The sequence below is a fragment of the Qipengyuania sp. CAU 1752 genome (assembly GCF_054482615.1).
On sequence record NZ_JBTLRE010000001.1, the window covers coordinates 361,077 to 374,593 of the forward strand.

16 protein-coding genes are annotated in these 13,517 nt (G+C 61.1%); 7 read left to right on the top strand and 9 right to left on the bottom strand.

Annotation, left to right across the window (positions count from 1 at the left end; genetic code table 11):
• Positions 1–34 precede the first annotated feature (34 nt).
• The 5 genes from dnaQ to ACXYL9_RS01745 are packed head-to-tail and all read right to left on the bottom strand — an operon-like array spanning position 35 to position 3,669.
• On the bottom strand, positions 35–730 hold the full coding sequence (gene dnaQ / locus ACXYL9_RS01725) for a DNA polymerase III subunit epsilon (protein WP_459037863.1): 696 nt from the start codon (positions 728–730) through the stop codon (positions 35–37).
• A 41-nt stretch (positions 731–771) separates the two neighbouring features.
• Positions 772–1,377 (bottom strand): dephospho-CoA kinase, encoded by a 606-nt coding sequence (gene coaE / locus ACXYL9_RS01730; RefSeq protein WP_459037864.1) that lies wholly within the window; start codon positions 1,375–1,377, stop codon positions 772–774.
• Positions 1,374–2,231, bottom strand: coding sequence for a shikimate dehydrogenase family protein (locus ACXYL9_RS01735; RefSeq protein ID WP_459037865.1), 858 nt, complete (start codon positions 2,229–2,231; stop codon positions 1,374–1,376). Before ACXYL9_RS01735 ends, coaE begins: the two co-directional genes overlap by 4 nt.
• On the bottom strand, positions 2,228–2,836 hold the full coding sequence (locus tag ACXYL9_RS01740; RefSeq protein ID WP_459037866.1) for a Maf family protein: 609 nt from the start codon (positions 2,834–2,836) through the stop codon (positions 2,228–2,230). Before ACXYL9_RS01740 ends, ACXYL9_RS01735 begins: the two co-directional genes overlap by 4 nt.
• On the bottom strand, positions 2,833–3,669 hold the full coding sequence (locus ACXYL9_RS01745; protein WP_459037867.1) for a pyruvate, water dikinase regulatory protein: 837 nt from the start codon (positions 3,667–3,669) through the stop codon (positions 2,833–2,835). Before ACXYL9_RS01745 ends, ACXYL9_RS01740 begins: the two co-directional genes overlap by 4 nt.
• Positions 3,670–3,991: 322 nt before the next feature.
• On the opposite strand from ACXYL9_RS01745, the gene hemE reads away from it, so the two are divergent.
• From hemE to rho, 3 genes are all read left to right on the top strand, one after another.
• A complete protein-coding gene (gene hemE / locus ACXYL9_RS01750) occupies positions 3,992–5,017 on the top strand; it encodes a uroporphyrinogen decarboxylase (protein WP_459037868.1) in 1,026 nt (341 codons plus the stop codon).
• Positions 5,018–5,039: 22 nt separating this feature from the next.
• Positions 5,040–5,483, top strand: coding sequence for a CopD family protein (locus ACXYL9_RS01755; protein ID WP_459037869.1), 444 nt, complete (start codon positions 5,040–5,042; stop codon positions 5,481–5,483).
• 188 nt (positions 5,484–5,671) lie between these two features.
• A complete protein-coding gene (rho, locus tag ACXYL9_RS01760) occupies positions 5,672–6,937 on the top strand; it encodes a transcription termination factor Rho (RefSeq protein ID WP_459037870.1) in 1,266 nt (421 codons plus the stop codon).
• Between the two features lie 52 nt (positions 6,938–6,989).
• Here the strand turns inward: rho and ACXYL9_RS01765 are convergent, their stop codons facing one another.
• The gene (locus ACXYL9_RS01765; RefSeq protein WP_459037871.1) at positions 6,990–7,829 is read right to left on the bottom strand and encodes a LysR family transcriptional regulator; all 840 of its coding nucleotides are present in this window, start codon (positions 7,827–7,829) and stop codon (positions 6,990–6,992) included.
• 105 nt (positions 7,830–7,934) lie between these two features.
• Between ACXYL9_RS01765 and ACXYL9_RS01770 the strand changes: the two genes are divergently transcribed.
• Both ACXYL9_RS01770 and ACXYL9_RS01775 read left to right on the top strand, forming a co-directional pair.
• Positions 7,935–8,462 carry a hypothetical protein gene (locus ACXYL9_RS01770; RefSeq protein ID WP_459037872.1) on the top strand — a complete coding sequence of 176 codons (528 nt, stop codon included), beginning with the start codon at positions 7,935–7,937 and terminating at the stop codon, positions 8,460–8,462.
• A 73-nt stretch (positions 8,463–8,535) separates the two neighbouring features.
• Positions 8,536–9,072, top strand: coding sequence for a hypothetical protein (locus tag ACXYL9_RS01775; protein ID WP_459037873.1), 537 nt, complete (start codon positions 8,536–8,538; stop codon positions 9,070–9,072).
• A 31-nt stretch (positions 9,073–9,103) separates the two neighbouring features.
• Here the strand turns inward: ACXYL9_RS01775 and ACXYL9_RS01780 are convergent, their stop codons facing one another.
• The 3 genes from ACXYL9_RS01780 to ACXYL9_RS01790 are packed head-to-tail and all read right to left on the bottom strand — an operon-like array spanning position 9,104 to position 11,800.
• Positions 9,104–9,511 (bottom strand): nuclear transport factor 2 family protein, encoded by a 408-nt coding sequence (locus ACXYL9_RS01780; RefSeq protein ID WP_459037874.1) that lies wholly within the window; start codon positions 9,509–9,511, stop codon positions 9,104–9,106.
• Positions 9,508–11,088: an FMN-binding glutamate synthase family protein gene (locus ACXYL9_RS01785; protein ID WP_459037875.1), complete on the bottom strand. Its 1,581-nt coding sequence runs from the start codon at positions 11,086–11,088 to the stop codon at positions 9,508–9,510. The genes ACXYL9_RS01780 and ACXYL9_RS01785 overlap by 4 nt, the downstream gene beginning before the upstream one ends.
• A gap of 13 nt (positions 11,089–11,101) precedes the next feature.
• On the bottom strand, positions 11,102–11,800 hold the full coding sequence (locus ACXYL9_RS01790; protein WP_459037876.1) for a dienelactone hydrolase family protein: 699 nt from the start codon (positions 11,798–11,800) through the stop codon (positions 11,102–11,104).
• Positions 11,801–11,914: 114 nt separating this feature from the next.
• Between ACXYL9_RS01790 and ACXYL9_RS01795 the strand changes: the two genes are divergently transcribed.
• Complete coding sequence (locus ACXYL9_RS01795) at positions 11,915–12,184, top strand: DUF6489 family protein (RefSeq protein ID WP_459037877.1); 270 nt, start codon at positions 11,915–11,917, stop codon at positions 12,182–12,184.
• Between the two features lie 14 nt (positions 12,185–12,198).
• Positions 12,199–13,500: a tRNA uridine-5-carboxymethylaminomethyl(34) synthesis GTPase MnmE gene (gene mnmE, locus ACXYL9_RS01800; protein ID WP_459037878.1), complete on the top strand. Its 1,302-nt coding sequence runs from the start codon at positions 12,199–12,201 to the stop codon at positions 13,498–13,500.
• Positions 13,501–13,517 lie beyond the last annotated feature (17 nt).

The following is a 13,517-nucleotide window of genomic DNA, read 5'->3' on the forward strand; positions in this document are numbered from 1 at the left end:
CCTTGGCTCATCACGCCGGCCAATCCGGCATTCTTCAACTGCGACTATTCCATAAAGGTGAATCGAATTCGTTCATGAACGCCTGGTGGCGCGCGAGTTCCTCCGCGCTGGGCTGGTGCGCGCGGGGGCGGCGGAATATCCGCTCCACTTGCGCCACGGCAGCCGCGGGGTCGATCGTGTCGGCGGCATCGTTGCCGGCATCGAGCACCAGTCCGATCTGTCGCCCCCCCAACAGTTCGAGGTAGACCTGTGCGAGCAGTTCGGCATCCAGCAGCGCGCCATGCTTGACCCGGTGACTCCGATCGACGCCGTATCGGTTACAAAGCGCATCGAGCGAAACCTTGGCGCCAGGATGCTTCTTGCGGGCGATCGAGACGGTATCGACCATCCGGCCCATGTCGATCGGTGCCCGGCCGCAGATCGCCAGCTCGTTGTTGAGAAAACCGAAATCGAACCCGGCATTGTGCGCCACCAGCGGGGAATCACCCAGGAATTCGAGCAGGGCATCGGCTTCTTTCGCGAACAGCGGCTTGTCGGCGAGGAAGGCGCTGGACAGGCCGTGCACCTGTTCCGCCTCGACCGGCATATCGCGTTCGGGGTTGTAATAAGCATGGAAGGTCGCCCCCGTCGGGACCCGGTTTTCCACTTCAACGCAGCCGATTTCGACCATCCGATCGCCCGTCTTGGGGTCGAGGCCGGTGGTTTCGGTGTCGAACACAATTTCACGCATTGCAGAGGACTATCGGCGCTTGTGCGTGAGTCTGCAAGTGGTCACGCACGCCGCACGCGAGTGGACAAATGAGCGACAAGGGCGCGGACGTCCGCAGCGGTTTCTTCGAGCGACTGACCAGTGTCGATAACGTGGTCGGCACGGGCGCGCTTGTCGGCGTCGGGAAGCTGCAACGAAAGAATGTGAGCGAATTTTTCCTCGGTCATCCCCGGCCGGGCCAGCACGCGCTCGCGCTGTACCTCGGCCGGGGCCGATACCACCACGATGCAATCAACCGCTTCGTGGCCACCCCTTTCAAACAACAAGGGGACATCGAACAACACCAGCGAGGCATCGCCGTGCCGGGCGAAAAAATCTGCGCGCCGCGCGCTCACCGCAGGGTGGACGATGGCCTCTAGCCGTGCGAGCGCGGCCGCATCGCCGAAAACCTGCGCGCCAAGCTTGTCGCGCAGGACACCTTCGGGGCCGGTGGACCCTGGAAACTGTTCCTCTATCGTCTCCAGCAACTCGCCGTCCGGACCCTGCATTTCGCGCACTTCGGCGTCGGCATCGAATACCGGCACGCCCTCGGCCTCGAACATTGCCGCCACGGTCGATTTGCCCATGCCGATCGATCCGGTGAGGCCGATTGTCATCGGCTTGGTCATCCTGTCAGCCTTTCGCGCAGTTGCTCGTCGAGGTGGCGCGGCGGTTCTGCATCGAAGAACAGCTTGAAGGCGCCTGCGGCCTGACCGATCAACATGGTAAGCCCGTCGATTGTTCGAAAGCCTCGCGCCTCGGCCGCTCGCAGCAATGCCGTGCGCGCGGGAACGGTGACGATATCATAGACTATGGAGCCTGGCGGCGCATGCGACAGGTCGAATGCGAGTTCGTCCTGTCCCTCCATGCCCAGCGGCGAGGCGTTGACGACCAGGTCGAGCATCCCTTCGCGATCGTCGAACGCGAAATCTGTCGGCGTGGCGAAATGGTCGAGCGGCGGAGTAAAGCCATCGGCTGCGGGAGCGAGTTCGGCCAGCAACCGTGCAGCCTTGGCCGGATCTCGCCCGGCCAAGACCAACGCAAAGCCTTCACGCGCAAGGCCAGTGACAATGGCCCGTGCCGCGCCGCCAGTGCCGCAGATCCGTGCCATGCGGAACAGATGCTCCCCGGCAAGATCGGCCCGCAAGGGTTCGAGGAAACCATCGACATCGGTATTGTAGCCGACCAGCGCGCCGTCGCTTTCGCGCACCACCGTGTTGACCGCGCCGACCTTCGCGGCGAGCGGATCGAGCCGGTCGACCAGTGGCGCAATAACCTGCTTGTGCGGCATCGTCACATTGCAGCCGCGCCAGCTTTCGTTGCCGCGGCGCTCGTGCAGGTAGCGGGCGAGCCCCTCGGGCGCGACGCCCTGGCCGCGATAATCGACATCGAGTCCCAACTGCCCGATCCAGAATTTGTGGATCAGCGGCGATTTGGAATGCGCTATCGGATCGCCGATAACCTCCGCAAATGGCCGGTTCATGCCGTCAATACGCCACGGTCGCGCAAAGCGCCGATCACTGCGAGGAGCGGCATGCCCAGCACGGTGAACTGGTCACCAATGATATTGTCGAACAATTGCACCCCGCGTCCCTCGATCCGGAACACTCCGACGCACGCCGCGACAGCCGGCCATTCGGCATCGAGGTATTCCTCGATGAATGCATCGGAGAGCGGCCTGACAAGCAGGCTCGCCAGCCCGTGATCGATCCAGGTGATCCGACCGTCGACCGCTAATGCGGCGGCGCTGTGCAAACGCATTGCCCTACCGGAAAAGAACCGCAGGTGTTCAGCGGCCTGTCTCCGGCTCCCCGGCTTGTCGAACCGCTGCCCTTCAACCTCGACCAGGCTGTCGCTGCCAAGTACCAACCGCCCTGGATGTTCAAGCGACACCGCGGCTGCCTTGGCAGCGGCCAGCGCCTGCGCGATTTCCTCCGCGTCGGCACCCTCCATGTCAGCTTCAAGAGCGCGCTCATCGAGTTCGGCAGCGACGGCTTCGAACAGGATCCCGGCGGCATCGAGCATAGCGCGGCGGGACTCGCTCTTGGAGGCAAGGATCAAAGGTAAATGGGCGCTTTGGTCGGTCATATCGGCCTCTCATCCGGTTTGATGCGGGCTTGGCGTTCATTGTGAAGCCCGATTATCGCAGCGGCGGTTTCCTCGATCGAACGGCGGGTCACGTCGATGACGGGCCAATTGTTGTCGGCGAACATCCGGCGGGCAAACTTGACCTCTTCCGATACACGGTCCTTCTCCACATAGGACGTCTCGGCGCGTTCGTTGAGGGTCAGCAGACGGTTGCGGCGGATTTGTACCAGCCGTTCCGGCGCTGTCGTCAAGCCGACTACCAGCGGACCTTTCAATTCGAACAGTTTGGGCGGGGGCGGGCTTTCGATGACAAGCGGGATATTGGCGACCCTGAACCCGCGATTGGCAAGATAGATACTCGTCGGTGTTTTCGACGAACGCGAGACGCCGGCAAGCACGATGTCGGCTTCTTCCCAATTGTCCCAGCCGACGCCGTCGTCATGGGCGATGGTGAACTGGATCGCCTCGACGCGCTTGAAATAGGCCTCGTCCATTTTGTGCTGGCGACCCGGACGGCCTTGCGCCTCCTGGCCGAGCTGGACTTCGAGCGCGGCGGTGACCTCGTCGAGCGCATCGACCGCAGGCAAGGACAACTGCCGGCAATGCTCGCGCAGCGCAGCCCGGGTCTCGGCATTGACGAGAGTGAACAGGACCAGCCCCGGATTGGCCGTCAGTTCGGGAACTATCCTTTCCAGATGCTGGCGCGACCGCACCATCGGCCAGAAATGGCGTACGACCTCGGCATTTTCGAACTGGGCGAGCGCCGCCTTGGCGATCATTTCCAGCGTTTCGCCGGTCGAGTCCGAGAGCAGGTGGAGATGAATGCGCTTCATTGTCTGGAGGCGATTTTCCGCTTGTGGAGAAACACCGGCATAAACCACGGGAGGAAACTGCGGACAAGCATGGGACGAAATTCCACCCCCACTACCGGCGCATTCGCAAGCACGCTTGCCCACATGATAACTGTGTTTCGGACAGGCTGGGGATAGGGGGGATAAGAATCCTTTGACTCCCGTTCTGTGCAGATTCGCAGGTCAGGTTTGGGGTGGAACACGCGGCATAAATCGGGCAGGCGCAACTTGTGCCCAGTATCCACAGGGCCAACAGACTCCATCATCCTATTTATAATAATATTATTAGTTGGATTCACACGCGATGCCTGGCCTTCTCCTCGACACTTTGAACGGAACACGAAGCGAGCGCGTGCCCTTGTGGCTCATGCGCCAGGCTGGACGATACTTGCCCGAATATCGTGCGCTCAGGACGGAGAAGGGCGGGTTTCTCGATCTCGTCTATGACAGCCAGGCAGCGTGCGAAGTCACCTTGCAGCCAATCCGCCGTTTCGGTTTCGACGGGGCGATCCTGTTTTCCGACATCCTGATCATTCCTCATGCGCTGGGGCAGGATCTGCAGTTTCTCGCCGGCGAAGGTCCGCACCTCTCACCCCCGCTGGTAGAGAGCGATCTCGAAAAGCTGAGCGAGGCGCGGCACCGTTTTGATCCAATATACCAAACGGTGCGGCAGGTCCGTGCCGCGCTGTCCGACGAGACCACGCTGCTCGGTTTTGCCGGGAGCCCGTGGACCGTTGCCACCTACATGATTGCCGGGCAGGGCAGCCGTGACCAGCAGGCGGCCCGTTGCATGGCCTATGCCGATCCGGGCAAGTTGCAGGCGATACTCGATGCCATTGGCGAGGCCACTGTCGAGTATCTGATCGGCCAGATCGATGCCGGGGCAGAGGCTGTCCAGTTGTTCGACAGCTGGGCCGGCAGCCTCGCGCCCGACCAGTTTGAGCGCTGGATCATCGCTCCCAATGCGAAGATCGTTGCCGCATTGGCCGAGGCGCGCCCCGACACCCCGATCATCGGGTTCCCGAAAGGGGCAGGGGCCAAGCTACGCGCCTATGCCGACGAGACAGGGGTCAACGCCATCGCGCTCGACGAGACGATCGACCCGGTCTGGGCCGACAAGGAACTCCCCGCGGGAATGCCGGTGCAGGGAAACCTTGATCCGCTGTTGATCCTTGCAGGCGGTGAAGCGCTGGGTGAGCGCGCACGCTTCATTCTCGACAGCCTTGCCGACCGGCCGCATGTCTTCAACCTGGGTCACGGGATCGACCGGCACACGCCGATTGCCCATGTCGAAGCGCTGGTCGATGCGGTTCGCGATTGGCAGCGCTGATGCCAGTCGCTAGATGGGCTCCATGCAAGAATTTCTCGGCATGACCTATTACTGGCTCAAGGCGGGCCACATCATTTTCATGGTTTTCTGGATGGCAGGCCTGTTCATTCTGCCACGGCAGATGGTCTACATGCATGCTGCGGCTCCCGGATCGCCAGAGGAAGCACTGTGGGCCGAACGCAAGCGGACCTTGTCGCGGGTCATCCTGATACCGAGCATGGTGCTCGTCTGGGTGCTGGGACTGCTGCTGGCCGAAACGATCGGCGCATGGATGCAAGGGTGGTTTCACGCCAAGCTATTGTTCGTGCTGGGCCTCAGCGGTTATCACGGCTGGATGAGTACGATGGCAGGCAAGATGGCGCGTGGTGAGCGGCCGTTGAGCGACAAGCGCTTGCGACTGCTCAATGAGGTCCCTGCCTTGGTCGTCATTGTGGTGGTGATCCTGGTGATCGTCAAACCGTTCTAGTGGCGGGCCGTGTTGGTGGTTCCACGGGGCGAGCTATTCCTCGATTGACGTGCCACCGGCTGCGCCGTATCTGCTGCACCTGGCCATGGCCGGTGCGTCCATAGCGCTGGCACAAACGTCTCGCTTTCCCAAAGCCCGATGAGACGAGCCGGCACGACATTCTGTAAATTTCTCGGAAACGGTTCCCCATGCATCTCAGAGACCTGAAAGAAAAAACCCCGGCAGAGCTCGTCTCGATGGCCGAAGAACTCGGTGTCGAAGGCGCTTCGACAATGCGTCGGCAGGACCTTCTGTTCTCGATCTTGCGCGAGCTGGCCGAGGACGAAGACTATTCCGAACAGATCATGGGTATCGGTACGATCGAAGTGCTGCAGGACGGCTTCGGCTTTCTGCGTTCGCCCGAGGCAAACTACCTCGCCGGACCGGACGATATCTACGTCTCGCCCAACCAGATCCGCAAATGGGGCCTGCGCACCGGCGACACGGTCGAAGGCGAAATCCGTGCACCGCGCGAGGGCGAACGCTATTTCGCGCTGACCACGCTGTACAAGGTCAATTTTGACGATCCCGAAGCGGTCCGGATGCGGACCAATTTCGACAATCTCACGCCGCTCTATCCTGACCAGAAGCTGTCGCTCGACACGCTTGATCCGACGGTCAAGGACAAGTCGGCGCGGGTGATCGACATCATCAGCCCGCAGGGCAAGGGCCAACGCGCGCTGATCGTCGCTCCGCCGCGCACCGGTAAAACGGTGCTGCTGCAGAACATCGCCAAGGCGATCACCGACAACCATCCCGAGGTGTTCCTGCTGGTGCTGCTGGTTGACGAGCGGCCCGAGGAAGTCACTGACATGCAGCGCAGCGTGAAAGGCGAGGTCATTTCCTCGACCTTCGACGAGCCTGCCAACCGCCACGTCCAGGTCGCCGAAATGGTGATCGAGAAGGCTAAGCGGCTGGTCGAGCACAAGCACGATGTCGTTATCTTGCTCGACTCGATTACCCGCCTCGGCCGCGCCTACAACACCGTTGTGCCCAGCTCGGGCAAGGTGCTGACCGGCGGTGTCGATGCCAATGCGTTGCAGCGGCCCAAGCGCTTCTTCGGTGCGGCGCGCAATATCGAGGAAGGCGGTTCGCTCTCGATCATCGCCACCGCGCTGATCGATACCGGCAGCCGCATGGACGAAGTGATCTTCGAGGAGTTCAAGGGCACTGGTAACTCGGAAATCGTGCTCGACCGCAAGGTTTCCGACAAGCGCATCTTCCCGTCGCTCGATGTCGGCAAGTCGGGCACCCGCAAGGAAGAGCTGCTGGTCGAGAAGGACAAGCTGTCCAAGATGTGGGTGCTGCGCCGTATCCTGATGCAGATGGGCACCGTCGACGCGATGGAATTCCTGCTCGACAAGATGAAGGATTCCAAGACCAACGAAGATTTCTTCGACACGATGAACCAGTAATAGCGAGCATGGGAGATCCGTACCTTAGGGCCCGGTTCTCCCTCGCTCCGGTTCAGCTGGGTCGATTGAAATCGAGTGCGTTTCTCAAGCTGCGGACGATCTCGGCCGCCAGCTGCGGGTCGAGATCCCTGCGCCAGCAAGCAAATGCCGGAAAATCGAAATCGGGTGCGTCCTCGACTACTGCCAACCGGCCCTCGTTCAGTAGCGGCTGAACGGCTCTGGCGGGCATAAACCCGGCCATCCGGTGTCGAGCGAGCCAAATTGCCGAACGGCTGCCCAGATCGAGCACCAGGCCTGCCTGGGGGGCCACATCGATACGGGCGGCAATCTCGATACCGAGCGAGCGTCCCCAATCGATGCGGACGAAGTTATCGCGCCATTGTTCCGGATCGCCGCCGCTCACCAGGACCAACCGATCATCGAACAACGGCTCCGCGCCGATGTCGCGGCGAAAGACCGGGTCGTGCAGGACGATCATATCCAATGCACCTTCGGCCAAGTCTCGGTTGAGCCGTGCCCAGGCCCCCGCAGTCGTCTGCAGGGCCAGGTCGGGTATTTCTTTACGCACTTGCCCGAGCCAGTCCATCAGCAGGCCGTCCCAAAGGAAATATTGCCCCCCGAAAGTGATCGATCGGGTGAACCTTTCGGGCAGCGAGACATCGTGTTGGGCGAACTCCCAGGCGCGGACAGCCTGCCGCGCTGGCGCTATGAACCTCTCCCCCGCCGCGGTCAGCCGGCAACCGCGCTTGTCTCTGACGAATAGGCGGGTTCCCAGCCTGTGTTCGAGTTGTTTGATTCGCTCGGTCACGGTCGAGGGAGAAGCGTTCACGCGCTGCGCAGCACCTGAAAAGCTGCCGGTCGCCGCTGCGGCCAGGAAGGTTCGAAAACTCACAATGTCCACTAAATTCGGATATTCCGAATTTATCCTTTAAACAATATCATTTTACGAAATATCGTTGTCGGCGTAAGGTCGGGCAAGCAAAATAGGATGTCCTTCATGAATAAGTTTCTTGTTGGCGCGGTAACTGCGGTTGCTCTCGCTGGTACACCCGCCATGATTTCGGCTCAGCAGCCTGCGGGGACCCCTCAGATCGTCGTGACCGGCAAATTCCAGAAAGACTGGAACAAGGGCAGCCGGCTCGAGGCCGAGGGGCTCCAGGAGCTGGAGAAAGCCAAGAAAAATCTTGTCGGGGTCAGCGCCGATGTCGTCAACGCGCAGAACAAGCGGGACAGTTCGCACAGTCGTGCCGAGAACGCCCGCCAGACTTTCGAGAACCTGACCAATCAGATGGTGTTCAGCGATCCCGAAGAAGCGCGCAAATGGGCGAAGCGAGTCGAGAGTGCCGCGTCTGACTGGGCCAAGTATCATGCCCGTCGCGAGGAGGGTGTAAAGGAACTGCGCAAGGCGCAGAAACGTCAGTCCAGTGCCCAGGACGATGTCGCCAAGGCGCAGGACAAGATAGACAAGGGTCGCACGATGATGGTCGAGGCCGAACGCGCCAGCATGCGGCAGCAGTCGCGCTGATCGCATGTGCAGGAGTGGATCGACGATGGTAAGGCAGGGGGACTCGTGTTCGTTAACGGAAGATCGCCGTCACTTGCGAACGCTTGGCGTTGCCACGTCGATTTTCCTCGCTGCGCTCTCGGCACCTGCGGCAGCGCAGAACGGCGAGAAGCAGGACAGCGTCGGCGAGGATGTTCTCGATGCAGTGACCCAACCGTTGAGCGATCTCAATTTGCGCAGCAAGGATATCCCGCTCCTTCTCCTACGTGCGCAAGATGCGCCTTATGACCTTGATGGCCTGAGCGAATGCGAAGATCTCCGCAAGGAAGTGGGCGCTCTGGACGAGGTGCTTGGGCCGGACGCCGATGCGCCTCCGTCCGAGGAGGGCCTGTTCAACAAGGGACTGAAGGCCGGGGGCAATGTACTGGGCGGATTGATCCCCTTCAGGGGTATCGTCCGCCAGCTTTCGGGAGCCAAGGCGGAGCAGGCACGCTGGCGTGCAGCGATTTACGCAGGTGTTGCGAGGCGCAGCTACCTCAAAGGATTCATGCAGGGGAAGGTCTGCAAGACCGAGGACGAAGTGTCCGTCGAATCTGCCCGTGACGTGCTGGGTCTTGAACCGGTCGAATAGGCTGCAACTGGAGCCGGGCGGGTGACGGGGGTCAGTCCTGCCGGTTCTTCTCCAGCTGCGCGGCCATTTGCTCCCACAGTTTGTTGACCGCTTTGAGCGGACGAACCATAACCTTGAAATCGGTGATCTTATCGTCGTCGTCGAAAGTGATGAGATCGATCCCGTTGACGAAGATGCCATCCATCTCGGCCGTGAATTCCAGCAGGACATGCGGACCGTCAGCCATCTCGCGGACGTATTCGAACTTGCTTTGCCCCAGCGTCCCTGCCGCTGCCATGAGATAGGCAGTGACGATCGCTCGACCGCGCTGCGGCGTGTGGACGACGGGGGAATGGAATACGCAATCTTCGTGCAGGATCGCGCCCAGCGCTTCGGGTGAGCCTTCGTGATTGGCCATGTAGTCGTGCCAACGCGCGAGGCCCGAATGGGTCGAAGTCATGCTGCTCTCCTGAAGCTATCAGCCCGCGACACGCGCCAGGCTTCCCCGATATTTCCGTCGACCTCGCCATTGGCAAGGCTGCCAGGTTCTATGAAGCGATAGACCGTGGCGACTGCATCGGAGCGTACGCCGTTAACGCGTTCGCGCATGTCACGGGCTTCGATGTGCCACGGGTTCTCACACCCCATCGCAATGGTGATTTCGCGCAAAGAGTAGAGTGTCTGGCTATGGAAGCGCGCCACACGCGGCCCCTTGTCCTCAACCACGAGCCCGCGTTGACGCCAGGCCTTCTGGGTCGCCACGCCGGTCGGGCAGAGGTCGGTATGGCACTGCATCGACTGGACACAGCCGAGCGCAAACATGAAGGGGCGGGCGGCGTTGCACCAGTCGGCCCCCAGCGCGAACGCCTTGGCCATCTGCGCACCCGAATAGATCTTGCCAGCCATGCCGATCGAAACCTGGTTCTTCAACCCCGTGCCAACCAGCATGTTGCGGATCCAGATCGTCCCTTCGCGCAGGGGCATGCCGACAGAATTCGATAGTTCAAGCGGGGCCGCACCGGTGCCACCCTCGGCACCGTCTACCGTTATGAAATCGGGCGTAATGCCCGTCGCCAGCATGGCCTTGCCGATCGCCATAACCTCGTGCGGTTGGCCGACGCACAGCTTGATGCCGATCGGTTTTCCGCCCGAAAGGCGGCGCAGTTCGGCGATCCATTCGAGCATCTCAATAGGCGTTTCGAAGGTCGAATGCGCTGCTGGCGAATATACGGTTTCTCCTACCGGCACACCGCGCGCTTCGGCGATTTCCTTGGTGACCTTTTCTCCCGGAAGCAAGCCACCGTGACCAGGCTTTGCGCCCTGGCTGAGCTTGACCTCGATCATCTTGACCTGGTCGTCGGCGGCCTGGTCGGCGAACTTGGCCGGATCGAAATGGCCTTCATCGCTCCGACAACCGAAATAGCCGCTGCCGATTTCCCAGATCAGGTCTCCGCCATGCGACCGGTGATAGCGGCTGACGCTTCCTTCGCCGGTGTTGTGGGCGAAGTTTCCCAGGCTGGCCCCCAGATTGAGAGCTTCGATAGCGCGGGCAGAAAGCGAACCGAAACTCATCGCGGATATGTTGAGCAGCGACGAGGCGTAAGGGTGCTTGCAGTCCGGCCCTCCAATCGCCAGCCGCCATTGCTCGGGCAGGTCGGTGCGCGGTACAATCGAATGGCTGAGCCATTCATATTCGTTGGAATAGACGTCGAGCTCGGTACCCATCGGATGCTTGTCGAGGTCACCCTTGGCGCGGGCGTAGACCAGCGCTCGCTGCTGGTGGCTGAAAGGGCGCCCCTCGAGGTCGCTCTCGACGATGTAGGACTGGAAGAAGGGGCGCAGGTCTTCCATCATCCAGCGGATCCTCGCTATGAGCGGGTAGTTCCGCCTAAGCGTATGATTTGTCTGGAAGAAATCGAACAGTGCGATAAGGGTCGCGGGGCCGAGCACCACGAACAGCCAAGGCTCCAACAACCATGCGGCCGCGCACAGGCCAAGCATGATGAGCGGAATCGCGTAACGCCAATAGAGCGTCATGTCTGTGCTCGCCCTAGCACAAGTGCTCCTCAAAGAACTCGTCCGTGCGCGAATCGGCCAGTTGCGCGCCGTCCTCATCCCTTCGCTTTCCGAACTGGGTGGCAAACCCGTGGTCGAGCCCCGCATAGTCGTGCAGCGTGACCTTGGGATGACTGTCGAGGCCCTCATGCATCGCTTTCTGAGCTTTCGCATCGACGAAGCCGTCTGCGGTCGGAATGTGCAGCATCAGCGGATTGGCTATGGCCTTCGCCTCGCCGAGCATGTCAGGTACGCCGACTGCGTAGTATCCCACACTTGCATCGACATCGGTTCTAGCGGCGGTCATGTAGGCGAGCTTGCCGCCGAGGCAGTATCCGACCGCGCCCACCCTTTTGCCGCCGGTTTCGCCGCGCGCCCAGTGGATTGTCGACTGGATATCGCGCACACCGCCATCGGCATTGAACTTGCCCATGTAATCAAGGGCCTGTTGGAACTCGGGTTCAATATCGGGATCGAGCTGGATGCCGGGTTCAAGCCGCCAGAACAGGTCAGGCGCAACGGCGAGATAGCCTTGTTCGGCCAGCAGGTCGCACTTGCGTCTTATGCCGGAATTGACCCCGAAAATCTCCTGGATCACCACTACCGCCGCCTTGGGCTCGCCAGAGGGCCTGGCGACATAGGCCATGAAACTCTGTCCGTCGGTGGAAGATGCGATGGTGACGCTGGAGGTCATGCGGTTCTCCTGAACAATAGCTGGGTGCAAAATCTCGACACAACGCCTATCGCTTGCACGGGGGACTTGGCAAACCCAAATAGTTTGAATGCCCATCCGCAGGGAGACATCGTGATGAAGGTGAATATCGAAATCGACTGCACGCCGGAAGAAGCGCGGAGTTTTATGGGCTTACCCGACGTGAGCAAGGCTAACAGCATCTATGTCGATACGATGGCCAAGGCGATGAAGGGGGTATCCAGCCCCGACCAGCTGCAGGATCTCGCCAAGACGATGGCTCCCATGGGGCAGGTCGGCCTCAAGCTTTTCCAGAATTTCGTCGAGGGCAGCCTTGCCGCCGGTGGCGTGAAAGCGACCTCGTCGAAGAAAGACGGGTCCGACTAGGTCGCCTGTTCCACGTGGAACATCCAGTAGTTAAATCCAGCAGCGACACCATCGTTGCCCTGTCCAGCGGCGCTCCGCCGGCAGCGATCGGCGTAATCCGGGTCAGTGGCCCCCAGGCGCACGCTGCTCTGCAGCGAATTGCCGGATCTGTTCCCGCGCCGCGTCGCGCCAGCTTGCGGAGCTTGCGCGATGCCGAAGGCAACCTGGTCGACGAGGCGCTCGTATTATGGTTGCCCGGACCCGACAACGCGACCGGCGAGGACTGCGCGGAATTGCATTGCCACGGGGGAAGGGCGGTCATCGCCGCCGTTGAGCGGACATTGCTCGCTGGGCGGGGGATGCGCCGCGCCGAGCCAGGAGAGTTTACCCGCCGCGCCTTTGCCAATGGACGGATGGATCTGGCGCAGGCCGAAGGTCTTGCCGATCTTCTTCTTGCAGAGACCGAGTTGCAGCGCCAAGTGCTGCAATCTTCTGCCGGCGGCGCTCTTTCGAAGATTTTTGCGGACTGGCGTTACCGTATCCTCAATCTGGCTGCACAGGTCGAAGCGGTTCTCGATTTCGATGATGAGGACGATGTCGCCACCTTGTCCCCGAGCTTCTACGAGGAGGTCGGTGCGCTTTCCGGGGAGTTGCGCGAATGGCTGGCACGCCCGAGCGTCGAACGTTTGCGCGATGGCATCAGGGTCGTTTTTGCAGGGCCACCCAACGCAGGAAAATCAACCCTGTTCAATGCCTTGCTCCGGAGCGAGGCAGCCATAGTTTCGCCGACGGCGGGTACGACCCGCGATATAATCGAGCGGCCGGTTGCATTGGATGGTGTACCTTTCACCCTTGTCGATACCGCAGGCATCCACGAAGGCGGCGATGATGCCATCGAACGCATCGGAATCGACCGGGCACGTGCGGCATTGAGCGGGGCCGATATCGTTCTCTGGCTTGGAGCAGAGGGCGAGGGGCCGGCAGGGGCATGGGAAGTCGATGCCCGATGTGACGCGCTTGATAGGGCGGTGAAATCCGCCGCTCGGTACCGGGTCTCCGCACACACCGGAGAGGGTATGGAGCCACTCGTTTCTGCCTTGTGCGAAGAAGGGTCGCGATTGCTGCCCAAACCAGGCGAGGGCGCAGTCAATGCGAGGCAGCGCGCCTTGCTCAACGAAGCCAGAAATGCGCTCGAGTCGATCTTTGCCACCCAGGATGCCTTAATATCGGCCGAGCATCTGCGCACTGCGCGGGTCAGCTTCGACCGCATACTGGGTAATGCTACCACCGAAGATATGCTCGACACGCTGTTTGGCCGGTTCTGCATCGGCAAATAGTTGTTTCACGTGAAACA